Below are 23,946 nucleotides of genomic sequence, written 5' to 3'. Positions count from 1 at the left end.
ATGTGGTATAATCTGTCCTGTAAAGCACGATTAGTATGTCACATTAGGTTTGTAAGAAACATTAAGAGGTGAAATGGGTTGGAATGGACGGAACGTCAACAGCGAATTGTGGAGATAGTCAAAGCCTCAGGTTCCATCACTGGTGAAAAGATTGCGGCAAAGCTGGATTTGACGCGAGCCACTCTCCGCCCGGATTTAACCATTTTGACGATGTCTGGGGTCTTAGAGGCCCGGCCACGTGTCGGATATTCTTACCGTGAAAATAGCGGACCTTCCCCGATCATGGAACGGATGCTTCAGTTGCGGGTTTGTGCGTTTAAGTCTATGCCAGTCACCATAGCAGAAACTGCAAGTATCTATGAAGCGACGGTTACGATGTTCACGCAAAATGTAGGGAGCCTTACGGTTGTCGGACCGGATCGCATTCTTTTAGGAATGATTTCACGCAAAGATATTATGAAAGCCTCTTTAGGTAAAAGCGACCTGCAACAAGTTCCTGTCGGTGTCATTATGACGCGTATGCCGAACATCTATATGACGACCCCGGATGAACCGGTCTTGAGTGCGGCCAAGAAATTGGTCCACCATCAAGTCGATAGTTTGCCCGTGGTGGAAGGGTATGTGGACGAAAACGGGGATGAATGTTATGAGGTTGTTGGGCGGTTTACCAAGACGAATGTCACGAAGCTCTTTGTCGAAATTGCAAATGCGAGGATGTGATTCCCTTCCAGAGGGTGGGGATCAGAGGCCGGAGATCAGACTAGTGAATCCGGAAATTAGGAAACGGGAGACCGAGGACTGAAGCAATCCGGAGCTCGGAGATCAGAAGCCAGAGGTCAGAATATGGTATCCTGGAGACGGAGGACTGAAGTCAGGATGGACTTCGAATAAATTCGGAGGTGTGGACGTGACGACCCAAATGCCGGTGATTTATGTCATTTCGGATGCACTTGGAGAGACAGCGGAGTTTGTAAGCCGGGCAGCGGCGGCACAGTTTATTGGTGTCAAGACTCGGATTCGTCGAGTTCCCTACGTACGGGATCAATCGCATCTAGAAGATATTATGGAAGAAGCTCTGGCTGAACAAGCTATTTTGGTTTATACCCTTGTACTTAAAGACCTGAGAGATTATTTGGAGAGCAAAGCTCTTGAGAAGGGTCTTAAAACCGTTGATATATTGGGTCCACTGATTGGCGCTCTTTCAGGCCAAACTGGTATGGAACCCACCCATACGCCGAATATTATCCATCGTTTGGATGAACAGTATTTCCGTAAAGTGGAGGCCATTGAATTTGCTGTTAAATATGACGACGGTAAAGATTCCCGGGGGGTTCTGTATGCCGATGTTGTTCTTATTGGCGTCTCTCGGACATCGAAAACTCCACTCAGTATGTACTTAGCCCATAAAGGACTCAAAGCCGCGAATATCCCATTGGTCCCTGAAGTCAATCCTCCCGAGGAGCTTTTTAATATTTCTCCGCGGAAAGTGGTTGGTTTAATATTACGCCCTGAATTGCTCAACCAGATCCGAACAGAGCGCTTAAAAACCTTAGGGTTGGGAGCGAGCTCGGATTACGCCAACTTGGAGCGCATCATGCAAGAGCTGGAGTATGCGCGGGGTATTATGAGACGTATTGGTTGTCCGATTATCGACGCCACGGGCAAAGCGGTCGAAGAGACTGCGAGCATCGTGTTAGAAATATTATTTAAGGGGGAGCGAAATGACTAAGAAGTATGTTTACTTATTCCAAGAAGGTAAGGCTTCTATGCGCGACTTGTTGGGGGGAAAAGGGGCCAATTTGTGCGAAATGACCAATATTGGTTTGCCGGTGCCACCAGGATTCACCATTACGACGGAAGCATGCAATGAGTATTACAGCAATGGTGAAAATGTTCCCGATGGGACTTGGGATCAAGTATGGCCCGCCTTGGCTGAGATTGAAAAGGCTACTGGCAAACTGTTTGGAGATAAGAAAAATCCGTTGCTTGTTTCAGTCCGATCTGGGGCGAAGTTCTCAATGCCGGGCATGATGGATACTGTTCTTAATTTAGGTTTAAATGATGATACCGTGGGAGCAGTTGTGGAGAATACCCAGAACGAGCGTTTTGCGTGGGATTGTTACCGCCGTTTTATCCAAATGTTTGGAGATGTTGTCTTAGAGGTTGAACATTACAATTTTGAACAGATTTTGGAGACAGCTAAAGAGAAGCAAGGGGTTCATTTTGACTCCGAACTTTCGGCAGAAAGTCTTAAATGGATGGTAAGTGAGTATAAGAAAAAAATTGAACGTAAAACAGGCAAGCCGTTTCCTATGGATCCTCGAGTTCAGTTAGAACTCGCGGTTTTGGCAGTTTTCCGTTCTTGGAATAATGACCGGGCGAATGTTTACCGGAAAATCAATAATATTCCTCATGATATTGGGACAGCCGTGAACGTCCAGTCCATGGTCTTTGGAAATATGGGTTCTGACTCAGGAACCGGGGTAGCTTTCACTCGCAGCCCATCGACTGGCGAAAAGGCTCTTTACGGGGAATATCTGATGAATGCTCAAGGGGAAGATGTGGTGGCTGGCATCCGGACACCACAGCCGATTGCTACTTTGGCTCAGGAAAATGCAGAGATCTACCAACAGTTTGCGGATATTTGCCAACGCCTGGAATCTCATTATCGGGATATGCAAGATATTGAATTCACCATTGAACGCGGTAAACTCTATATGCTGCAAACTCGCAATGGCAAACGGACGGCTTCGGCAGCAATTCGGGTGGCGGTGGAACTTTTCCGCGAGGGTGTAATCACTAAAGAAGAAGCGATTATGCGAATCGAACCGGAACAATTAGACCACTTATTACATCGTCGCATGGATGATGCTGCCAAAGTTCAAGTTCTGGCCAAAGGGCTCCCCGCTTCACCTGGTGCTGCCTCCGGAAAAATTGTCTTTAGTGCAGAAGAGGCAGAACGCCAAGGGGAACTCGGAGAAAAGATAATATTAGTTCGAACAGAAACTACACCGGATGATATCCGTGGTATTTTGGCTGCCAAAGGGATCTTAACGAGTCGGGGCGGTATGACAAGTCATGCAGCTGTTGTTTCCCGTCATATGGGCAAGCCAGCTGTCTGCGGGTGTGATGCCTTAAAGATCGACTATAGCTTGGGTCTCTTTAGTATTGACGGAGTAGAGTATCCGCAAGGCACAATCATCTCTATCGACGGATCAACCGGTCGAGTGATCAAGGGCGAAGTGGCAATGGTGGATCCGGAACTGAGTGCAGATTTTAAAGAGTTCCTGGATTGGGCCGATGAGATTTCCAGACTCAAAGTAATGGCTAATGCCGATACCCCAACTGAAGCGACGAACGCCAGGGATTACGGAGCCGTTGGGATCGGGTTAACTCGGACCGAGCACATGTTTATGGACCCGGAACGGATTCCGATTGTTCAACAAATGATTCTTGCTCAAACTCTCGAAGAGCGCGAAGTGGCCCTGGAAAAACTCTTACCAATGCAAGAAGAGGACTTCTATGGTATTTTGAAGTCGATGCAAGGACTGCCTGTGACCATTCGCTTACTGGATCCTCCTCTCCACGAGTTTCTCCCGCACTCTGAAGAGTTGATTGTCGAGATTACGAAGCTGAAAATTACTAAAGAGGACTCTGATTCTTTACGTGAAAAAGAGAGTTTATTACGCAAAGTTCGGGCGCTTTCTGAACTTAACCCAATGCTGGGTCACCGTGGTTGCCGTCTGGGCGTATCCTACCCTGAAATTACAGTTATGCAAGCCCGGGCTATTTTCCAAGCCAGTGCTCGTCTTGTCAAAGAAGGCTACGACATCCATCCGGAGGTCATGATCCCGCTCATCTTTGGCGTAGAAGAATTCCTGATGATGCGCAAGCTTGTGGATGACACTGCGGCAGATGTTATGCGCGAACAGAGCGTTCATATCCACTATAAAGTGGGAACAATGATTGAAGTGCCACGTGCTGCCCTTACAGCCGATGAAATTGGAAAAGTAGCAGACTTCTTCTCCTTCGGAACGAATGACTTGACTCAAATGACAATGGGCTTGTCCCGTGATGACGCCCAAGGTACGTTCCTCCCAACCTATCTGGAAAAGAAAGTCATTAGCTCAGACCCATTTGTAGTGCTCGATCGCAATGGGGTTGGTAAGCTCGTCGACATGGCTGTGAAACTTGGTCGGAGCTCAAACCCAGCTCTCGGCTTAGGGATTTGTGGAGAGCACGGTGGAGAACCAAACTCCGTGGAATTCTGCCATATCGTTGGCTTGGATTATGTCTCTTGCTCCCCGTTCCGCGTGCCTATCGCACGGTTGGCTGCCGCTCAGGCAGCTGTAAGCAACAAAGACCAATCGAAGTAAGGCATAAATAGCATTGGTGAAGCATGCAAAGTCTTATATACTAGGGCTTTGCATGCCCCATAAAAAATCAGAACAAGGGTGCTGTCACTTAATACGATTAAGTGACAGCACCCTTGTTTTGTAGGAAAGCTTAAAATAGTCAAAATCTCTGCTATCCCTTTGTGATTTGAGGAGATAGTACTTTATTTTTTGTGTAACTTTTTAATATACAAACAGTCTATAATTGTGAAAGAGGTTTACCGGTAACCAGTGAAAGGAAAGATTCATGTTGGATGCTGAATTTTCTGCTTTATATAAGAAATACAAAAATCCCATATTTTCTTATATATTTTATCTTGCCGGAGATAGGCCGGCAGCTGAGGAAATATGCCAGGATGTTTTCTTAAAGGTATACTTAAATATTGCCAGATTTGAGAACAGGTCTAGCTTTAAGACTTGGATTTATAGAATAGCCAAGAATGCATATCTTGACTATATTCGAGCCCAAAAAAGGAAAGTGGCGATTGAAAGTATCGAACTTTTTGCTAAGGAATTAGAGGATAAGGGGATGAGCCCGGAAGAATATGCAGTTAATACTGCAACCAAGGAGCTTATTGAAAAAACCTTAAATAAGATGAGTCAAAAATATCGGATGCTTTTAATCCTTCGGGATATTCAAAATCTATCCTATAAAGAAATAAGCGATATTACGGAAATGGAGTTAAACACTGTTAAAGTGGGTGTTTATAGAGGAAGAAGAGAGTTTCAGAGAATTTATGAAGAAATGGAGGAACTCTAATGGCCTGTTTATATATAGAAAAAATAAAAGACTATTTAGAAGAAGAACTCCCCCAAAAGGAGATGGATACCATGGAAAAACATTTAGAGAGCTGCGCGGAATGTCAGGAAGAATTAGATAAATATCTTGATAATAAGCTGAGTTTAGAAATAACGCCATTGGATGTGGAAGACGAAGTCTTAGTTAGTAGAATAAAGGCCCGGATAAAAGGAATGAGACGAATTACCCTATATGGTTTGTTGGGATTTATCATAGGGTCGTTTTCCAGGTTTTATACCAGGGATGGTTTTCTCTTAACAAAAGCAATTATGGCTTTGCCTTATAAATTAGCGGAGTTTGCTCTGGGTATTTTTTTCGCGGGAAATGGCTTATCATTTGGAGGAAGGACGGATTATTTTTATCAAGGGGCGATGGGCTTTTTCCCCTACCACCCTGTCCTTGAATGTTTGGCAACTACCGTAACACCGGCTATCATTGCATCATTTATTGCTGTAGTTATTGGTTATTTCTTGAGTGATAAACGGGTTTTCCGCCGCAAAAATATTATTAAGTTCCTTGCAATCTGGTCAATTATTTTTTTGGTATGGACAGGTATTCTTTACGGCACATATAACTATGCCCTAGGCAAAATTGAGAACCTTGAGGGGATTAAAGCCATGACTGTATATATAGCAGAAAAAAATAGCACCTCTTGGTTGGTAAGAATTGACAAAGATGCTTTAAGAGATGAAAAATATTCTAAGCTAGTGACTATAATCTCAAAAGCGAAGGAAATTGAAAGAAAGATCTATCCTCAGGAGAAAGATGGTTACGAAATGTTGGTAGACTTTTCCGGAGGAGGAACAATTCCCATTTACTTGGACAGGGTTAGTGGTGAAATGATTGTGAGAAATGGCAGTGCTTATCGGATTTCACCTGAAAAGCTGGAATATATCAATGAAGTATTAGGAGGTGGGAAAAAATGACTAAAGTTTTACGGGATAAAATTATCACAGTATTGGGGGCAGGTTTTTTAGGGTATTACTTGAGTTTTTCCCTCTTGCACAGTCTTATTCGAAACAATCTATTGAAAATATTACCGCCAATTAACGATCGCCACCTTCCGGATATTTATGTAAATATTATGGGAGCAGCAATATTTGCCATATTGGCTTATCTATTATTTAAGGTTGTGTTGGAAAAAAGGAGCTTTAAGCTTCATAAAAAAAGCTACTTAATAGCAATTTCTTTGTTGGTTATAGTGCCCTTGGTGATTGCAGGTATCTTTAGAGTACATGCTGTAAGTTTGGTGAACAAGGCAGAAGGTACTACCCCTAAGGAAATCACAATCAAAACAGATAGGGAAGGCGATTCGCTTATGTTTGCTGCTAGTACATCATCAGCGAGTGGTGTAGCCAAATCCATTTCCGTCACAGAGTCTTTATTAGATGATTTTGGGAAAGGAATCCGGGAAATGGAATTAAAAGAGGTAGTTAGCGGCGAAGAACAAAGAATGGATTCTTCCTATCTGACAATGTGGATTCGTTATGAGATAGATGGTAATTGGTACTCAAAAATATTAAGGTATGGCCAGGGTATATTTGAGGAACATGTTGCAGGAGGAAGAATAGCTTACTATAGTAATCATGAGCTTGAGAATTTATTAAAAGAAGCATTTGAGGAATCAGCCGATATTAATAATTATGACCAGGCTAGAGTTATAAATTCTATGACAATAAATAGGGAAAATGGGGCTGAAGAAAAGAAAAGGTTTTTGGCTCCTGAGGATTTTCAAATATTAGTTGATTCTTTAAGGCCTGAGAATTTAATCCATCAGGATACAGAAGGAGTTAAACGGATAAAAGAGGCTTTAAAGGAATGGGTTCCCCAGGAGGAAACAAATATTTATGGTATAGAGCTTTGGCAAGCGGGTTCCAGTGAAAATACGGGTCAAAACTTTATGGTTTATGATAAACGAACCCGGACTTTGATGTTTGAGGGTGCGTATTATCAAGTAGATTTGGATGATATAGTGGCATAGTGTAGAGCGAGAATTTATTCAACAACAGAATGACATTTTTCAGTGTGCTTGATCAGAGATCTTTTCGATTTTACGCAAGGAATGGGACGGTAAGTCGATGTTCAGCTTTAGCTGTACGAGTTCATAACGCAGAAAAAATGTGAGGTGGAATGCATCTATAACCCGTTAATATCAATGGTTATAAGATGTGTTCCATAATAGTGAAAATAGTGATTGGTCCTTTATGATAGTGGTAGCCTAAGCGGCTGTAATCAACAAAGACCAATAAGTTAGAACAATAAAATTTATAAAGCCTTGTGTGTCAAACTTAAAGAACAAAAATATGAGTTCAAAAAGGAAGGGTATTGTCTTTAAGGTATAAAGGCAGTACCCTGTTTTTATATTGTTCAACCTTCTCCATTTAGCCAGATTGAAGATCAAACAGCTGTATAAAATGATAGCAAGGTACTCCAAAACAGAATGCCTTGCTATTTTTAGTTCATTAAATAGGGGGAAGACTGTGAAATTACTTTGTTCATACTATCCAAGAGTTTTACTTGAATCGTATTTTTCTTGTTACCTTCATTAGGCATGACAGCCTTCAGGGTTGTTGGACCTACATAGGCGGTTTTAGCTTCTTTCCCGTTAATATACACTTTGTCATTTGTTACGAAATCCGTGCCTTGGATGATTACACTTCCATCGGAAAACTCGGCACTTAAGATTTGCGGTAAGGCGTCACCCTGAATATAGTGGTCATTCGTTGAAGGCTTGTGGTCAGGCTCAAGTTGATAGGTGTATTCATTTCCGAAAAGTAAATCATACTGTAAGTCTTTATACTGGCTTAATTGGTCCTCAGTCATTTTCTCGTTAGTTTGATAGGGCGGGTTGATAACTGCGTCAGAACCACCTTTCATAAGATTCGAAAGATAATCGGTCATAGCGCTGCCGGGTTTTTGAGCCATCTGCAAAGCAAATGCACCCATGAAATTAGCTGACATACGCAAATCGTGATTAACAGTTGTTGAAAAGTTGTTCCAGGTTACAAACGGAACACTGTGCAAATTGAGATAATCTTGATAAGAATTTCCGTCAGTGATAAATCCTGCGTCTTTGTACACGTCATAATTGTCACCAAGGAGGGGCAAGTGGTCCCCATAAAAGACTACCATTGTCGGTTGGTTGGTTTTTTGCAGACCTTCAATGAGTTGTTGAAGTGATTTATCGACATCGTGTATTGTGTTGGCATAATTGTCCAAAATTGCTTGAGTTTCGGGTGTCAGGTTCGTGCCCGTTGCTTTAATTGTATTACTGGGATCTTCCTGCGCGGAGTACGGCCCGTGGCCTTCCATGGAAACGGCATAAATAAAATCAGGGTTGCTAGTTTCGTTAAGCTCGTTTAGGAGTTGGTTGGTTAGTTCGCTATCACTAATATACGTTCCGTGATACTGAGGGTTATCTAAAAATTCCTTGCTTATAAATTTATCAAATCCTAATTCTTTGTAGACGTTATTTCTTCCATAGAACCAGTTGTCGTAAGTGTGAATCGCAGATGTTGCGTAACCCTGTTTTTCTAAGATTGCGGGTAGGGCTTCAATTGGTCGATTGATATACTGTGAATAAGCAATTGAACCGTTAGGTAAGAATTGTGTCGAGAACCCTGTCAAGGCTTCAAATTCTGTGTTCGCCGTGCCTCCGCCGTAAACGGCCGACAACATTGTCCCGCTCGTTTGACTTTTTTGCAACAAATGAAAGAAAGGAATAGGGTCTTCACTGAAAGTTACGTTTTTCATAAGGGTAGGGTCCCAGAAGGCTTCACTCATTACAAAAATGATATTAGGTTTAAAGTCAGAATTAGTAGAGTAAGTTGCTTTATTGCTTTGGACAATCTGGTTAATTGTCTCTGACTGGTAATCTGCTGGTTTGTTGACTTTTTGATTTTTGGCGTCGAGAAGGAACCCGAGAATCATGCCGTTTTGGTCGTAGTTTAGCGCTTGGCTATAATTAATCAGTTGAATAGAAAAGGCACTTTGAATTGGCCCGAAAAAGTTATAAACTGAGAAAAGCAGGAGGGCCAATACGGAAAATACGGCAATTTTCTGTGGCGGTTTATTTTTTTCCCTGGGAATAACCTTTAAAATAAACAAGGATAAGCAAAGAAATGTAAACAGTATAACCCCAATGGTCGTATAAATCCCTTTGAAGTTTCCGGCGATCTCAACAGCTTCTTTGGTCAAAAAGAAATCAGAAGGTACAAGGGGAGAACCTTTGATTAACAACTTTTGTCGGCTAATATAACCTAGGACTGAAAAACCCGCGATAATTAAGCTAGAGATTGTAAGATAAGCTCTCCTTGGTAAAACAAAAAAGATGTTAATAGAAGCAAACAGGATAATATAGGTGAGTATAAATTCTTCTGGGTATCCTTTAATCCAGGCGATTACACCGGAAAAGTCGCCAGTATAAAATACTTCTAACGCCCATAAAGCAATGAAGGGGACTATCAGCATGAGAGTGATAACGGATTCTAACTTTGAGTAGATTGTTGGGACTATTTTAGTTTTTTTATCTGTTCGAAATAGTGATAAACGCATCTCAAAGCCTCCAAATAAGATTTTCCAAATAAATCTATTGTAACAAATGGTTGAAGCGATTTCTTGGCTTTGGTTTTAAGAAGTTGTAAAGAGTTTCTGATTTTTATGTGAACTCTGCAAAAAGTGATGGAGGGAGGTAACAACATTGAACTTGAATTTGGTAAAACATATACATTTGTACATTTGTGGTTCAAGATATCTATCATATATTTCACCCAAATCACAGAAATATATTCTAGGATACTAAGATGGGCAGTTCTCTTAGGTCTAATAAATTAGTACTATAAAAATGGCTAGGAGAAATGGGTACTGACTTAAATGATTTTAAGTCAGTACCCCTATTTTTAGTACAAGATGATCACAACAATGGGCAATCTGTGATTTATATCTTATTGGAATCAAGGGTCACGGTGTGTCGACCCTTGATTTTTCTGGAACAACACGAGACTTGAAATATACTAAAGGCTCTTTGAGCCTTTTTAAATTGCAATATAAACGGTTTCCAAACGTTCTTAATATTTTCTTTATTGACAAAAGCTTTTTTTACTTACATAAACGTGACAGGTAAGATTCAGATATTAAACTAAAAGAGTTGCTAGTTCTCTCAACAAACATTTTGTAAGAAAGGAGCATCACTCTTAATCCTCAAAATTTGTAGCTAATGATTCCTGATTATTATCTTAAAGAACGTTTTACCCATTAAGAAATTAGTTTTACATTTTTTACAAATCATTTAGTTTGTTCAACTTGTAAGTAATGTGTTTTCCTTGAGAGGAAAACTCGTAGAATACACCATCATTAAATTTTACCAAACTCTTAGTTGATTGCGCAAGTAAGTGCGAAAGTTCACAATAACAAGTGAAAATATTCACTTGTGTAACAATTCTAAAATTTTCTAAATAATGTTATCAATTAATTGTAGAGAGCAATAAAACAGTTTCAGTTGAGAGTTCAATAGCAATTTTGCAAATAGAGTTTACTAAAAAAGGTGGTAAAACACATGGCAAGCAAAGCAGGACAAGCAAAAAAATTGTCCAGACGTTCTTTCCTTAAATTTGTTGGAGGAGCAAGTTTAGTTGGTGTCTCGCTAAACTTGGCTGGTTGTGGCGAACCGATTACAGCTGAAAAAGCCGTCGGCGGAAGTGGTTGGATGCCTGCCCAATACAATGCACCAGGCAACTGGCCCACCAACGTTCGCGGTCGCGTTCCAATTGATCCAGAAAACCCTGCAATTATCAGAGATGACGAAAAGTGTATTCTTTGCGGTCAATGTATTGAGGTCTGTGAGAAGATTCAATCGGTGTATGGAAATTACGAACTGCCGATTAAAAACGAAATTGTTTGTGTAAATTGTGGACAGTGTACGCAATGGTGTCCTTCGGGAGCAATTACAGAACGGGATGATACTGATAAAGTATTCAAAGCTCTCGCAGATCCAAATATCACCGTTGTAGTACAGACTGCGCCATCAACTCGTATTGGTCTTGGTGAAGAATTTGGCATGCCTGTCGGAACTAATGTTCAGGGCAAACAAGTTGCAGCCTTGAGAAAATTAGGCTTTGATGTAGTTTTTGATACCAATTTCACAGCTGACCTGACAATTATGGAAGAAGGCACAGAACTTGTTAAACGTGTTACAGGCGAATTGAAAAAGCCTACCCCACAGCTCACGTCATGTTGCCCGGGTTGGGTTAAGTTTGTCGAATATTTTTATCCTGATCTTATTCCTAATTTATCATCAGCCAAGTCTCCTCAGCAGATGGAAGGGACTTTAATGAAAACCTATTATGCTGAAAAGAAGAATGTAGACCCCAAAAAGATCTTTTCGGTAGCCATCATGCCTTGTACAGCAAAGAAATTTGAATGTCAACGTCCTGAAATGGTTTCAGCCAGTAAAGAGTTAAAAGACAGCAAGGTTACACCTGATGTGGATGTCGTTCTTACAACAAGAGAACTTGCCCGAATGATCAAGCGAGCTGGGATCAATTTTGCTGCTCTTCCTGACGACCAGTATGATCAGCTGATGGGTTCAGGAACAGGGGCAGGAGCAATTTTCGGTACCACCGGTGGTGTTATGGAAGCTGCAGCTCGATCTGCTTATTACTTAATAACCGGACAACAGCCACCTTCAGCACTTTGGGATTTAACACCTGTAAGAGGAATGCAGGGTGTTAAAGAAGCGGCAGTTAATATTCCCGGTGTTGGCTCTGTAAAAGTTGCCGTAATTTCTGGTCTGACCAATGCCAGACTGGTTATGGATCAGATTAGATCAGGTAATGCCCCGTGGGTCTTTATTGAAGTCATGGCATGTCCCGGAGGCTGCGAATATGGTGGCGGACAACCTCGTGCATCTTCTCCTCCTTCAGACGATGTTCGCAATAGGCGTGCCGCATCATTATATAAAATTGATGCTAATGCAAAACTGCGCAATAGTCACGATAATCCCCAAATCAAACAAGTCTATGCTGATTTCTTAACCGCTCCGATGAGTAAAAAAGCAGAAGAACTGCTGCATACCAATTATATTTCCAGGGCTGAAGAGTTTGTTACTAAAAAGTCCAAGAGCAAATTAAATTAAGTTTAGGAGGTGGAAAGATATGTCAAAAGGAGTGCTCGTAGATATTCCGAAATGTATAGGTTGTGAAAGCTGTTCGGTAGCTTGCAAATTGTGGAATGAACTTGAATGGGATCCACAGGAAAAGACCAAGACGCCTACGGACAGGGCAAAGGAACCAAACAACGGCTTATGGCCTGAAGAATGGACATCAATAAATCGTTATGCCCTCAAGAAGAACGGCACAGCCGTCGGGAGATATGTCAAAACCCAATGTATGCACTGTGAAGATCCTGCGTGTGTATCAGCATGTTTCTCCAAGGCAATACAGAAGCTCCCCCAGGGACCGGTCATCTATGATCAGAAACTGTGCGTAGGTTGCCGTTACTGCATGATGGCCTGTCCATTTGATATATTGAGATACGAATGGAAGAAATCCATTCCTGGAGTAAGGAAATGCCAGATGTGTCCAACAAGAGTCGCCAATAACCAGGAAACAGCATGTACCTCTGTGTGCCCGACAGGAGCAATTACTTTTGGGGACAGAGACGAGCTGTTGGCAGAAGCAAAAAAGAGAATCAGAAGCAATGGTTATGTAGACAGAGTATTTGGAGAGAAAGAAGCGGGTGGAACATCCTGGCTGTATATCTCGGATACGCCATTTGAACAGATGAAATTCAGAACGGATGTAACAACTAAGTCGTTGCCTTCTTACACAGAAGGATATATGAAAATGACACCATTTATTGGAGGCGCTTGGGCGACCATATTAGCCGGATTATATGTATTTAACAATAAAAACAAGGAACCTCTAGAATAATACAGCAAAAAATGTAGGGAGGGAAATATATGGAACTTGTTACTACATTCGTAAATCAAGCAGGAGCGAAATTGAACAGCGTACGATGGAGGTTTAGAATGACCCCCATGAGATTGGTATTTATGGCCATTGCAGCGGTGGCCATAGCTATAATCCTGGTGCGTTTTGTATTAGGCCTGGGAGCAACAACCAACCTGAACGACCAGTGGCCATGGGGACTATGGATTGCCTTTGACGTACTGTTAGGGGTAGCCCTGGCAGGAGGCGGATATGGAACATGCCTTATAGTATATGTACTACGCCGGGATAAATTTTATCCGATCGCAAGAAGTACAATGTTGACATCATTATTAGGTTATATTGTTGTTGTACTTGGGCTATTAATTGAAGTAGGACAATGGTTCAACTTCTGGAGACCCTATGTATCATGGGGACATGCCAGCGTATTGTTTGAAGTTTTCTGGTGCGTTTCATGTTATACAGTGATTCAGATCTTGGAATTCTGCGAAGTAGCAACCGAGAAAGTATTTAAAGGCTTCCACAAATACCTTAAGAAAGCAATGCCGGTACTGCTGATCGTCGGCATTACCCTGCCAACACTGCATCAATCATCATTGGGCGAATTGTTTTACCTAATGGTAGGCAAAGAGAATATTCTTTGGTGGTCGGTATTTCTGCCGCCGTTCTTCTTGTTATCCTCATTTTTTGTCGGGGCAGGCATGATTGTTATAGAAAGCAGTCTTGCCGGGAAGGCACTTGATCATAAAGTAGATAACTCTGTCTTAAGAGGGTTGGTCAGAATATCTGGCGGAGCAATGCTTTTGTATTTGATCTTAAAGATCGTTGATATAGCAGTAAAAGGAACCCTTAGCAACGTTTTTGCCTTTGATCTGCCCAGTATCATGTTTCTGATCGAACTGGTTTTTGGTGTAATAATACCAATCATCATTGCCTTCAGTTCCTTATCCGGTACCCGCAAAGGCTTGCTCTGGTTTGGAATCCTTGATGTAGCCGGTGTAATTCTCAACAGGTTTAATGTTGTGTTCACAGGATTGGGTAAATACCTGAACCAACACGGCGGACATTATTCGCCTGCTTGGACAGAGATTGTAGTCAGCTTAGGATTAGTATCAATAGCTTGTTTAGCATACCTGTTCATAGCTGAAAACTTCAATATTATGGGTCATCATGGATCAGAATCAGTCGAAGGTGTAATGATTGATGGTATTGATTACGCATCCACAGCGAAGTAGGCGCTTTAGCTTCTACCAAAAGTCAAACCATTGATTTTACAGGTGTTTTAACTCGTTTAAAAGTGTATCAGATTCTGATTCTTGATCTTTTGTCATACTGTCAGAAAGTATAAACTTTCGTTATATACTTTCTAAGCATAAGTGCAACTAAGGCGGGCGCCTTCGCTGAAGCTGCAAGAAGGCTAATTCGTACAAAGACAGTGTCTGCAAGAAGGGTTAATCCGTGCGAAGACAGTGTCTTCGTGGGCGCCAGCCAAGTTTTCTTTATCCACTCTATCCTTCTGATAAAATCAGAGGGATAGAGTGGATGAAATGATCAATAAGTATTTTGCCAAATTGGTAAGATATATACCTATAGCGCAGGGCAAGTATTTCTGCCTGTGCTTTTTGTTTTTGCAAAAATGAGGTGTCTTTATGATTTTTAATTGTCAAATTGTATATAATCATAATAATTGTCTCAACAACAAAAAAGCATTTGTTAATCTTTGTCGGTTATGTATCGACTCCTGTCCCCATCAAGCCATTTCCGTATATGGTGAACTTAATGCCAAACGTTGCACAGAATGCGGGATTTGTATGGCTGTTTGTCCGAGTGATGGATTCGTCTATCGCAACATTGATAAGCTCTACGAGTATATTAAAGATTCAGAAATTATTACTTTGAGCTGCCCACAAGCGATTCCGGAAGGCTATGAAATTCCTTGTCTGGGGATTCTCGACCGGGATTTATGGGTGACTCTCATGTTGTATGCCCGGGAGAAGGAATTGACGATATACACCGGAGTGTGTGCAAATTGTCCGGATAAAAAAGCTTGTGGAATGAGTGTACAGATTTTTAAAGAAGTGCATAACGCCTGGAAGGATCATCCGCCAGTACGGATTAAAGTTGCAGCTGATGATGGGAACAGTATATCAGCGATTGGGGAAACGGTGTCGGTTCAAACCCAGAACGAGGAAAAGGGCTGGCGGGACATCGGTCGTGAGAAACTCGAAGCAATGTTAGCGGGGAACACTTCCGGTGAAACATATCTTATTCCGAAGACACGACAATTTTTGGCGGAAACCTGGAAATCCCAGAGATCGGGGATTGAGGTACTTCCTATACCGGCCTTAAATGTGAGCGAAAGTTGTACAAATTGCGGTGAATGTCCAGAAATTTGTCCGCAAGGAGCTTTGACGAAAAAGGAAAATAAGGAACAGTTGACCTTGATTTATGAACCAGTAAAATGCGTCCGCTGTCAAAGATGTGTTAGTATATGCCGCTCTAAAGCTTTAAGTATGGAAAGTAAATTATTAGCTTATCGTTTACTAGTAGGTAAGGTACTTTTGCACCAAAGAAAAAGACGGTTTTGCTCTGGGTGTGGCAAGCAAGTGTTTGATAACTTAGAGCCACCATTGTGTATGGCTTGTGCGATAGGTGATTATAATGAACAGTTATCTTCCCAATAAAATTGACTTCTTATTCCATTGATCTCTTCTCAAATGCATCAAACTATCTCCTTGAGATCCGTCATATCTAATTCAATTAAAAGCGAGCACAATTCCAAATTGTGCTCGCTTTTAATTTGAGAGTAAATAAATAAATATATTGAAGAGAGTCTCGAAGATGAATTGACATTAGACGCGCTTTCACAGAGGTGCTACATATAGAGCGAGAATGTTTCAGGTTCAGCTTTGAAAGAGGAAATAGTAGCTGTTCCTTTAGTAAAGTATAGAACTGCGAAAATTCCATCATCAATATTGTACATAGTCTTTAAGGGTGGAATAGTCTCAAGGGCAAGTTCTTTAACTTCACGTCGGTCATCATGGGCAACTTCTCCAGTAATACGAATCCATTGTCCTTTTTTATTCATACCAGAGATTTCGACCTTGGGATTTTCTAACATTTGCTTAAAGCAATTTTTTGTATTGTTGGTGACAATGTATAACTTACCTTCATACTCAAAAACAGCGCCAAATGGTCTAACTCTTGGTTGATCTCCGTCAACAGTTGCTAAGTAAAAGGTACCACTTTCTTTTAAGAATTCTAAGGCTTTTTTCATAATTATTGTTCCTCCCTTAAAATTATATGTTAAAATTTAATTACACAACAATAATATCATGTACGTATATATAAACAAGTACGATCTTTATGTGAGGTAAGTATCTTAATAGATACTGTGGAAGGAGATAGTTATGGAGAAAACGGATAGTCTTTTCGGAAAATGCCCGTATTTTACAGCCCAAAAAGTATTTTCAGGGAAATGGTCAATTTTGATTATGTATCATCTAAATCATGGAGCGCTACGGTTTGGCGAATTACAAAGAAGATTGGATACTATTACACAGGCTACGTTAACCAAACAATTAAGGATGCTAGAATATTTTGGGTTGGTTAGTCGATATGTATATTCGGAAATTCCCCCCAAGGTAGAGTATTCACTAACTGATTTAGGAAAGGCATTTAATCCAGTATTAGAACAGTTCAAAATTTGGGGAGACAAGTATGTTCAATCACTTAAAAATGAGCAGCTCATTACACCAAAAGAGATACGTGACTTATCAAATGATTGAGTAGGCCATACAAGTAGTGTTCCCTAATATTAGGGTAAATCGATTTTCAACAATTCCAGAATTTTATACGATAAATGCAAATGAAGAAATGTATTACTATTATTGATATCGATATCCATAATGGATTCGATTTTCTCAAGCCGGTAGAACATTGTGTTCCGGTGAATATTGGAGGCTTTGGCAGATTCGGTGATGTTTTTAGAATGAATAATAAAGGTATACAGGCTTCGAGTATAGTCTGTATTATTCTCGCCATCGTATTCAATTAGTTTCAAAAGAGATGGATGACAATTTTTTCTTAGATTTTCAACCCCGGAAGATTCTGCAAAGTGATAGATGGCATAGTCCTCATAGGGATAAAAATACGCTTCCTTATTAACCAGTATGCCCAATCTTAAAGCGTCTAAAGATTGGAAATAATGCTCCTGAACTTCTTCCAAATTATGAAAACAACGGCTCATACCGGCATATAAATGGTAGGTTTTCAAAAATGTCTTTAATTTTTTAACCTCGGATTTATAAAACTGGCCGTGATCATCATAACTAATGATTAAAACAATCTTATCATCTAAAATGACGGCCTTGCTGTTGGGTATCTGATTTTCAAGTTCATTTCTCAAATAAGCCAACGATATTTTCGCATTGTCGAAACGACTGATATCTAGCGTGAGAGTGTAAAGATTTTTGCTGAAGCGGATATTTAAAACCTTAATCCGTTCCTGAATGATTTTCTCATCCTTAGTCTTTCCAGTCAAAAGCTCTTCAATAAAGTTTTCATGCATTACTCCTCGTGAATAGTGGATGAATTTATTTTTTTGCAGCTCAATTGCTATAGCCTTAGATAAGAGGACAGCAAGTTCAAGATCTATATCTTGAAAGGGCTTTTCATGAGCAATAATCGATAAAAGAGCAATTTGTTTGCCGCCGATTACGACTTTACTCATAATCCGGGGATATTTTGAATACGGGTCTGTCCATAAAAAAGGAAATTCGCTCTGGTTAACGAGCAGGCTGAGTTTGTTCGAGGTGTAATAATTTACGGAACTTAATGATGCATAACCCGAAGTGACGTATTCATTCCATACAGGGTCATCCTTGATTTCAGTATTCGAGAAGGCAAGCGTTTTTAAACTTGTATCGATCAGCAAGACTGGGTTCCCAAACATTGCATACCCTAGTTCAACTAAGTGTTGCAAGCCGCTTTCCCCTGCGAGAGCATCGAGGAGTTGAAGTGAGTTTTGGGCGAGAAATTGACTGTTACTCAAATTAGTCGTAGATTGTTCCAATTAAATACCTCCCTGCAGCGGAATCGTGCAATGTGAACAAAATCTTCCGGATTATTTCAGATGTATATACAAAGGCTTACAGGTTAAAAAATCGAAATATTAAATATATTAGTTATATTCACTCTAACTAAACATTTTTAGAGTGATTTGTCAAAAACATTATAAACTTCATCTAAGGTGAAATGCAAAAAGGAAAAGAGGCGACATTGATTGATCATAATCGGCGAAAAAATCAACGGTGCTATACCTTCTGTAGCTAAGGCAATAAAAGAAATCGATGCGGACTTTATCCGTAATCTTGCTAAAATTCAGGTCGCTGCCGGAGCACACTTTATTGATGTCTGCGCATCGACTGACGTCAACATCGAAGTCGGGACTCTGAAATGGCTGATCGATCTGGTCCAGGAAGTCACAGATACACCGATCTGCATCGATAGCCCCCGTGCCCAGGCTATTGCCGAAGCGATTCCGTTCTGCAAACGGCCGGGACTCATCAATTCCGTATCCGGTGAAGGGGATAAAATTGATGTCATCTTCCCTGCCATCGCAGATACCAAGTGGGAATGTGTTGCCCTTTTATGCGATGACAGTGGTATTTCTAAAACTGCCGAGAAACGGCTCGAAGTATTTGCCAACATCATGAAAAGGGCCAAAGAATTTGATATTGCCCCGTCACGCCTGCACATCGATCCGCTGGTCGAAATGATCTGTACCTCGGAAGACGGCATCAATATGATTGTCGACGTTGTCAAAGAAATCAAAGCACAGTATCCGGAGCTTCATGTGACAGGCGGTCTGAGTAATGTTTCCTTTAATCTTCCAGCCCGAAGACTCGTTAATCAGGCGTTTACTGTATTGATGATGAATGCAGGAATGGACAGCGGGATTCTCGACCCTACCAACCAAGATTTGCTCGGCATGATCTACTCCACGGAAGCGCTGTTAGGCAGAGACGAATACTGCATGGAATACATTGGAGCCTATAGGGATAGTTTATTTGGTCAAAAAAATAGATAATAAATAAATCACAGATTAAGGAGGGCTAAACAATGTCTAAAATCCAAGAAGTAAAAACTATGGTCGAAGCAGGAAAAGCCAAGCTCGTTCCGGGTTTGGTCCAGGAAGCATTGGATGAAGGAAACGCAGCAGGGGATATTCTTCAGGCCATGATTGCTTCTATGGGGGTTGTTGGGGACAAATTCTCCAAAGGTGAAGCTTATGTTCCTGAAATGCTTATGTCGGCTAAAGCCATGTCTAAAGGCGTCGACGTACTCAAACCATTGCTTACCGGCGAGAGTTCATCGTCTTTGGGAACCTGTGTTATCGGGACAGTTCAGGGCGACCTCCATGACATCGGCAAAAACCTCGTTGCCATGATGCTGGAAAGTGCTGGATTTAATGTGGTGGACCTGGGTGTTGACGTATCCGCTGATAAATTCCTTGAGGCGATTAAACAAAACCAAAACGTAAACTTAGTAGCCTGTTCAGGACTTTTGACAACCACGATGCCGTCGATGAGGGAGACAGTTCAAACACTTAAAGCCAGCGGCTTAACAGGATTCAAGGTAATCGTCGGCGGGGCACCTGTAACCCAAGAGATGGCCGATGAAATCGGCGCCGACGGTTTTGCTTCCGATGCCGGAAGTGCTGCTGTCAAAGCTAAAGAATTAGTCAAAGCTTGAAACATGTTTGAGATATAGGAGGGCGAGGTTTATGTTAACAAAAAGACAGAACCTGTTGGAAACCATCAGAGGCGGAAATCCCGATCGATTTGTTAAGCAGTATGAGTTTATGCATATGATCATGGAAGTTCCCACGGGATTAGAGATGAAATATGGGCAGACTTGGAAAGATCAGTGGGGCATTACCTGGAAGTGGCCGGAAGGTCAAATCGGCATGTTTCCCGTGCATGATGATGAACACAAGGTCTTAAAAGATATCACTGAGTGGAAGAAATACGTGAAAGTACCCCCGATTGATACATCGGATGAAGCATGGGCTCCGGCTATAGCTCACGCCAACGCTGTGGATCGTAATGAAGAATTTGTCACACCCTTTATTGCCCCCGGCGTCTTTGAGATGACCCATCACCTGATGAGCATGGAAGATGCCTTAATGGCTTTATATGAAGAACCAGAGGCTATGCATGAGTTCATTGATTGTCTTACTGAGCGTGAGTTAGCCTTTGCTAAAGTATTGATTGATAAAATCCACCCGGATTGTCTTTTCCATCACGATGATTGGGGAGGCCAAACAAACTCGTTTATTTCTCCCAGTATGTTCGAGGAGTTCTTCTTGCCAGCTTATAAAAAAATCTACGGTTTCTATAAAGCGAATGGGGTTGAGCTCATCGTCCACCATAGTGATTCCTATGCGGCTAATCTGGTGCCCTATATGCTCGAAATGGGAATCGATATCTGGCAGGGTGTCATGACCACGAACAACACGCCGGAGCTTATTAAACAATATGGTGGAAAAATTAGCTTCATGGGTGATATTGACAGTGGTGTTGTTGATTTTCCGGCATGGACACCTGAAATAGCTGCCCGAGAAGTCGAGAGAGCTTGTAAAAATTGCGGGAAGTTATATTTCATCCCTTGTTTAACCATGGGAGGGGGTTGGAGTGCTTTTCCAGGTGTTTACGATAAAGTCAGTGAAGAGATCGACAAAATGAGTAAAGCAATGTTTTGATCATGCTGTCTTTGATTCTTGTGAAAATGGCTAGTCAAAGTCAGGGCAAACGAGTTGCCAAATAACGTTGGGTCAAATGGTAGAGAGAGCCTTTCAGTGGCTCTCTCTTTTGAAAAATGGATCGATTTACATCTACCTTAAAGGGGCAATCATTATGGAAAAGGTACAAAACGATTTAGTAAAAGAGGCCCTTGAATTAAACGCGACTCACGCCGCGCTGGTTGAAGTGACTAAAATTCCGTTTAACGAAGACTTTAGAAAACTATGTGAACAAAATTCCTGTGGATCATACAATAAAAACTGGATGTGTCCTCCTGCGGTTGGGCCAATTAGTGATTTGATTAAGCGAGTTTCGGGCTTTAAACAGGGCCTTTTGCTTCAGACGGTTCACCGGCTGGAAGATTCCTATGATTGGGAAGGTATGCTCGAGGGACAGGCCAATCATGAAAAAGTATTTAGGAAACTTCTCGAGCACGTAGAGAAGAGAGATATCTTTAGTCAGATTCTGCCCTTAAGCGCAGGTCCTTGCATGCATTGTGCAAAATGTGCCTATCTCACAGGAAAAGAGTGCTTTTTTCCCGACAAAGCAATATCATCGGTTGAAGCCTATGGAATTGACGTAACCGCCTTGCTGAAAGGCTGCGGGATACCCTATTCTAATGGTCAAAATACGGTTTCCTATGTGGGATTGATCTTGTTAATGTGAGCTTTACCGCCTCTTCATGTGATGAGTTCACTCTTGTGGGCGAAGCTACCTTCCTCTGAGGTCTATAGTTTCTTTTGAGTGGATAGCGATGTGAATATTAAGAAGTGAATAATCTAATCGATTAAATTATCAGGAGGGCGTCATGGAGATAAAAATACTCCCCAATCAAGTGATTACTGCCCACAGGGATGAAATGTTAATGGACGCCTTAGTTCGCCAGGGTCTTTCTGTTCAGAATGTTTGTAATGGTAAGGGAACTTGTGGCAAATGCAGGGTCCGAATCATCGAAAGGCTTCCCTCTCCCACTGAACGTGATCGTAAACATCTGAATGAGTCTGAACTTTCGGCTGGAATCCGCCTCGCCTGTGCAGTGGTTCCAGAACAAGGAATGACCATTGAACTTGATTTTGTGGATAATTTGGATCGGAAAGAAGCTGCACTTTTGGGAATGAAGGTTACCACCTTAGATCCTGGGGTGGAGAAGGTCTTCCTTACTCTCAGCAAGCCGACCTTGGCTGACGAACGGGGAGACTGGGATCGTACGCTGGATGAACTGATCAAGGTTACAGGTCAAAATCTCGTTGGTTCCAGTTTGAAGGTTATCGGTAAGGCCACTGAAGTTATCCGTGCTGACAACTATTCAGTGACCGCTACGGTTACAGATCAGGAGATTCTTGATCTTGAAGCAGGGGATACCAGGTCAAGCTTGTTTGGGGCTGCCGTGGATATTGGAACAACAAGTGTAGCGGTTGCCTTAGTGGATCTTTTACGGGGGACTGTTTTGAAGGTGGTATCAACCGAAAACGAACAAACGGCTTATGGGGCGGATGTCATTTCCCGTATTTCCTTTGCTAATGAAAGCAAGCACAACGCTGCCTTATTGCAAGATGCAATTCGGAAAACCATCAATCGCTTGCTTAATGAGCTCAACCAGGCAACAAACGTAAGCCTTAGGGAAATTGTTAAAATGACCATTGTTGGCAATACAACAATGCATCATCTTTTCATCGGGTTAGACGTAGCCCATCTGGCAGTTGCTCCCTTTGTTTCTGTCTGCAATCGTCCGTTAGAAGTTTTAGCCCATGAGCTGAGCTTGGATTTAAATCCTCAAGCTAAGGTATTCTTATTTCCTAATATCGGAAGCTTTGTGGGGGGAGATACTTTAGGAGCTGTTATTGGAGCCCCAGAAGTTTTAGAACCGGGGAACCATCTTTTAATTGATCTCGGCACCAATTGTGAGTTGTTCTTGAAAACAAACAATACCATGTTGGCTTGTTCAACTGCGGCCGGTCCAGCTTTTGAGGGAGCAGGCATTACCAATGGCATGAGGGCAAGAAAGGGTGCTATAGAAAGCATTAGACTCTCTGAACAAGGGGTAAGTAGTCAGGTCATCGGCGGTCAGACCCCGATAGGAATTTGCGGTTCCGGCTTGATTGAAGGAATTGACGAGATGAGACGGACTGGGGTAATCAATGTTCAAGGAAGGATTGGGGACCCGGATGGAATTTCAACCCTTGTGCTAGAGCTGCAACGTCGAATTCGGGGGACTGAAAAAGGCAATGAGTTTGTCCTGGCCTATGGCTCGGACTCAGGGCGGGATATTACCCTCACTCAGAAGGACATTGCAGCCTTTCAATATGCTAAAGGGGCTGTGTGCGCAGGGATTAAAACGCTGGTGGAAATGGCAGAATTAGCGGTATCAGACCTGGATTCAGTGATTTTATCCGGTACCTTTGCTACGTATCTTAAAGCTGAAAATATCTTGAATATCGGTCTTGTTCCCAATATTTCGCCGGAAAGAATAAAGGCCGTTGGAAATGCAGCCCATATGGGTGCTATTCGGGCCCTTCTTGATCAGCATCAGTTAGCCTTCGCGGAAGACTTATACGGGAAGATACGCCATATCGAGCTGGGGGGCAGTGCTACTTTTTCTGATTATTTCATGGAAAGTATGTACCTCGAACGCCTGGAGGAGGAACGTAATGACGGAAACTAGCAAACTTGATAGAGCTAAGCACGGTGGACAGAAATATCTGGGCGAGAAAGGACTCCTTGCTTTGATAGGCTTCCTCAGCGCTTTTATCCCTCTGTCCACTGATTTATACCTCCCTGCCCTACCACGCATGGCAGATAACTTCCATGTTTCAGTCGGCCTAATTAACCTTACGTTGACGCTCTTCTTTATTTTTTATGCTGCAGCTACCTTGCTTTGGGGCCCTCTGAGTGATAAGTATGGCCGCAGGCCCATTTTAATCATCGGCTTGATTCTCTATACAACGGCCAGCGTCTTTTGTGCTTTATCCACAAATGTTTACCAGCTTATTGGTTTTCGGGTT

At 41.9% G+C, this 23,946-nt stretch carries 20 protein-coding genes; 17 read left to right on the top strand and 3 right to left on the bottom strand.

Translation table 11 applies throughout. The features are described from left to right. The first annotated feature begins 78 nt into the window (after nucleotides 1-78). From DOT_RS14600 to DOT_RS14575, 6 genes are all read left to right on the top strand, one after another. Nucleotides 79-720, top strand: a complete 642-nt coding sequence (locus DOT_RS14600) for a helix-turn-helix transcriptional regulator (protein ID WP_009620236.1) — start codon at nucleotides 79-81, stop codon at nucleotides 718-720. Between the two features lie 187 nt (nucleotides 721-907). Next, complete coding sequence (locus tag DOT_RS14595; RefSeq protein ID WP_009620234.1) at nucleotides 908-1,729, top strand: pyruvate, water dikinase regulatory protein; 822 nt, start codon at nucleotides 908-910, stop codon at nucleotides 1,727-1,729. Next, on the top strand, nucleotides 1,722-4,376 hold the full coding sequence (gene ppdK / locus DOT_RS14590; RefSeq protein WP_009620232.1) for a pyruvate, phosphate dikinase: 2,655 nt from the start codon (nucleotides 1,722-1,724) through the stop codon (nucleotides 4,374-4,376). The genes DOT_RS14595 and ppdK overlap by 8 nt, the downstream gene beginning before the upstream one ends. Nucleotides 4,377-4,641: 265 nt before the next feature. Further along, on the top strand, nucleotides 4,642-5,154 hold the full coding sequence (locus DOT_RS14585) for an RNA polymerase sigma factor (RefSeq protein ID WP_009620228.1): 513 nt from the start codon (nucleotides 4,642-4,644) through the stop codon (nucleotides 5,152-5,154). Next, nucleotides 5,154-6,119, top strand: coding sequence for a zf-HC2 domain-containing protein (locus tag DOT_RS14580; RefSeq protein ID WP_009620227.1), 966 nt, complete (start codon nucleotides 5,154-5,156; stop codon nucleotides 6,117-6,119). Before DOT_RS14585 ends, DOT_RS14580 begins: the two co-directional genes overlap by 1 nt. Next, nucleotides 6,116-7,174, top strand: a complete 1,059-nt coding sequence (locus DOT_RS14575) for a hypothetical protein (protein WP_009620225.1) — start codon at nucleotides 6,116-6,118, stop codon at nucleotides 7,172-7,174. The genes DOT_RS14580 and DOT_RS14575 overlap by 4 nt, the downstream gene beginning before the upstream one ends. Before the next feature lie 473 nt (nucleotides 7,175-7,647). Here the strand turns inward: DOT_RS14575 and DOT_RS14570 are convergent, their stop codons facing one another. Further along, nucleotides 7,648-9,747 carry an LTA synthase family protein gene (locus DOT_RS14570; protein WP_139024214.1) on the bottom strand — a complete coding sequence of 700 codons (2,100 nt, stop codon included), beginning with the start codon at nucleotides 9,745-9,747 and terminating at the stop codon, nucleotides 7,648-7,650. 1,000 nt (nucleotides 9,748-10,747) lie between these two features. Between DOT_RS14570 and DOT_RS14565 the strand changes: the two genes are divergently transcribed. The 4 genes from DOT_RS14565 (at nucleotide 10,748) to DOT_RS14550 (ending at nucleotide 15,823) form a co-directional block, all read left to right on the top strand. Beyond that, nucleotides 10,748-12,325 (top strand): [FeFe] hydrogenase, group A, encoded by a 1,578-nt coding sequence (locus DOT_RS14565; protein WP_009620217.1) that lies wholly within the window; start codon nucleotides 10,748-10,750, stop codon nucleotides 12,323-12,325. A gap of 19 nt (nucleotides 12,326-12,344) precedes the next feature. Beyond that, nucleotides 12,345-13,121 carry a 4Fe-4S dicluster domain-containing protein gene (locus DOT_RS14560; RefSeq protein ID WP_009620215.1) on the top strand — a complete coding sequence of 259 codons (777 nt, stop codon included), beginning with the start codon at nucleotides 12,345-12,347 and terminating at the stop codon, nucleotides 13,119-13,121. A gap of 29 nt (nucleotides 13,122-13,150) precedes the next feature. After that, nucleotides 13,151-14,374, top strand: a complete 1,224-nt coding sequence (gene nrfD, locus DOT_RS14555) for an NrfD/PsrC family molybdoenzyme membrane anchor subunit (protein WP_009620213.1) — start codon at nucleotides 13,151-13,153, stop codon at nucleotides 14,372-14,374. A gap of 414 nt (nucleotides 14,375-14,788) precedes the next feature. After that, nucleotides 14,789-15,823, top strand: coding sequence for a 4Fe-4S binding protein (locus tag DOT_RS14550; protein ID WP_009620210.1), 1,035 nt, complete (start codon nucleotides 14,789-14,791; stop codon nucleotides 15,821-15,823). Nucleotides 15,824-16,014: 191 nt separating this feature from the next. Here the strand turns inward: DOT_RS14550 and DOT_RS14545 are convergent, their stop codons facing one another. Then, nucleotides 16,015-16,416 carry a pyridoxamine 5'-phosphate oxidase family protein gene (locus DOT_RS14545; RefSeq protein WP_009620208.1) on the bottom strand — a complete coding sequence of 134 codons (402 nt, stop codon included), beginning with the start codon at nucleotides 16,414-16,416 and terminating at the stop codon, nucleotides 16,015-16,017. Nucleotides 16,417-16,549: 133 nt separating this feature from the next. Between DOT_RS14545 and DOT_RS14540 the strand changes: the two genes are divergently transcribed. After that, complete coding sequence (locus DOT_RS14540; protein WP_009620207.1) at nucleotides 16,550-16,927, top strand: helix-turn-helix domain-containing protein; 378 nt, start codon at nucleotides 16,550-16,552, stop codon at nucleotides 16,925-16,927. A gap of 29 nt (nucleotides 16,928-16,956) precedes the next feature. On the opposite strand, the gene DOT_RS14535 is transcribed toward DOT_RS14540, so the two are convergent. Further along, nucleotides 16,957-18,213 (bottom strand): helix-turn-helix domain-containing protein, encoded by a 1,257-nt coding sequence (locus DOT_RS14535; RefSeq protein ID WP_009620206.1) that lies wholly within the window; start codon nucleotides 18,211-18,213, stop codon nucleotides 16,957-16,959. A 210-nt stretch (nucleotides 18,214-18,423) separates the two neighbouring features. Between DOT_RS14535 and DOT_RS14530 the strand changes: the two genes are divergently transcribed. The 6 genes from DOT_RS14530 to DOT_RS14505 all read left to right on the top strand — a co-directional run. Further along, nucleotides 18,424-19,230, top strand: a complete 807-nt coding sequence (locus DOT_RS14530) for a methyltetrahydrofolate cobalamin methyltransferase (RefSeq protein WP_009620199.1) — start codon at nucleotides 18,424-18,426, stop codon at nucleotides 19,228-19,230. Nucleotides 19,231-19,262: 32 nt separating this feature from the next. After that, nucleotides 19,263-19,895, top strand: a complete 633-nt coding sequence (locus DOT_RS14525) for a corrinoid protein (RefSeq protein ID WP_009620197.1) — start codon at nucleotides 19,263-19,265, stop codon at nucleotides 19,893-19,895. Nucleotides 19,896-19,926: 31 nt separating this feature from the next. Continuing rightward, on the top strand, nucleotides 19,927-20,904 hold the full coding sequence (locus DOT_RS14520; RefSeq protein WP_009620195.1) for a uroporphyrinogen decarboxylase family protein: 978 nt from the start codon (nucleotides 19,927-19,929) through the stop codon (nucleotides 20,902-20,904). A gap of 154 nt (nucleotides 20,905-21,058) precedes the next feature. Beyond that, a complete protein-coding gene (locus DOT_RS14515) occupies nucleotides 21,059-21,610 on the top strand; it encodes a DUF2284 domain-containing protein (protein ID WP_009620194.1) in 552 nt (183 codons plus the stop codon). Nucleotides 21,611-21,752: 142 nt separating this feature from the next. Then, nucleotides 21,753-23,606 carry an ASKHA domain-containing protein gene (locus tag DOT_RS14510; protein ID WP_009620193.1) on the top strand — a complete coding sequence of 618 codons (1,854 nt, stop codon included), beginning with the start codon at nucleotides 21,753-21,755 and terminating at the stop codon, nucleotides 23,604-23,606. Next, nucleotides 23,593-23,946: MFS transporter (locus DOT_RS14505; RefSeq protein ID WP_009620191.1), on the top strand; the 354-nt coding region annotated here is incomplete at its 3' end. The genes DOT_RS14510 and DOT_RS14505, both read left to right, overlap by 14 nt.

It is taken from the genome of Desulfosporosinus sp. OT, assembly GCF_000224515.1.
In the GTDB taxonomy this organism is placed as follows: Bacteria; Bacillota; Desulfitobacteriia; order Desulfitobacteriales; family Desulfitobacteriaceae; genus Desulfosporosinus.
The sequence above is the reverse complement of the archived record's forward strand: the minus strand, read 5'-3'. Positions and strand labels throughout refer to the sequence as shown.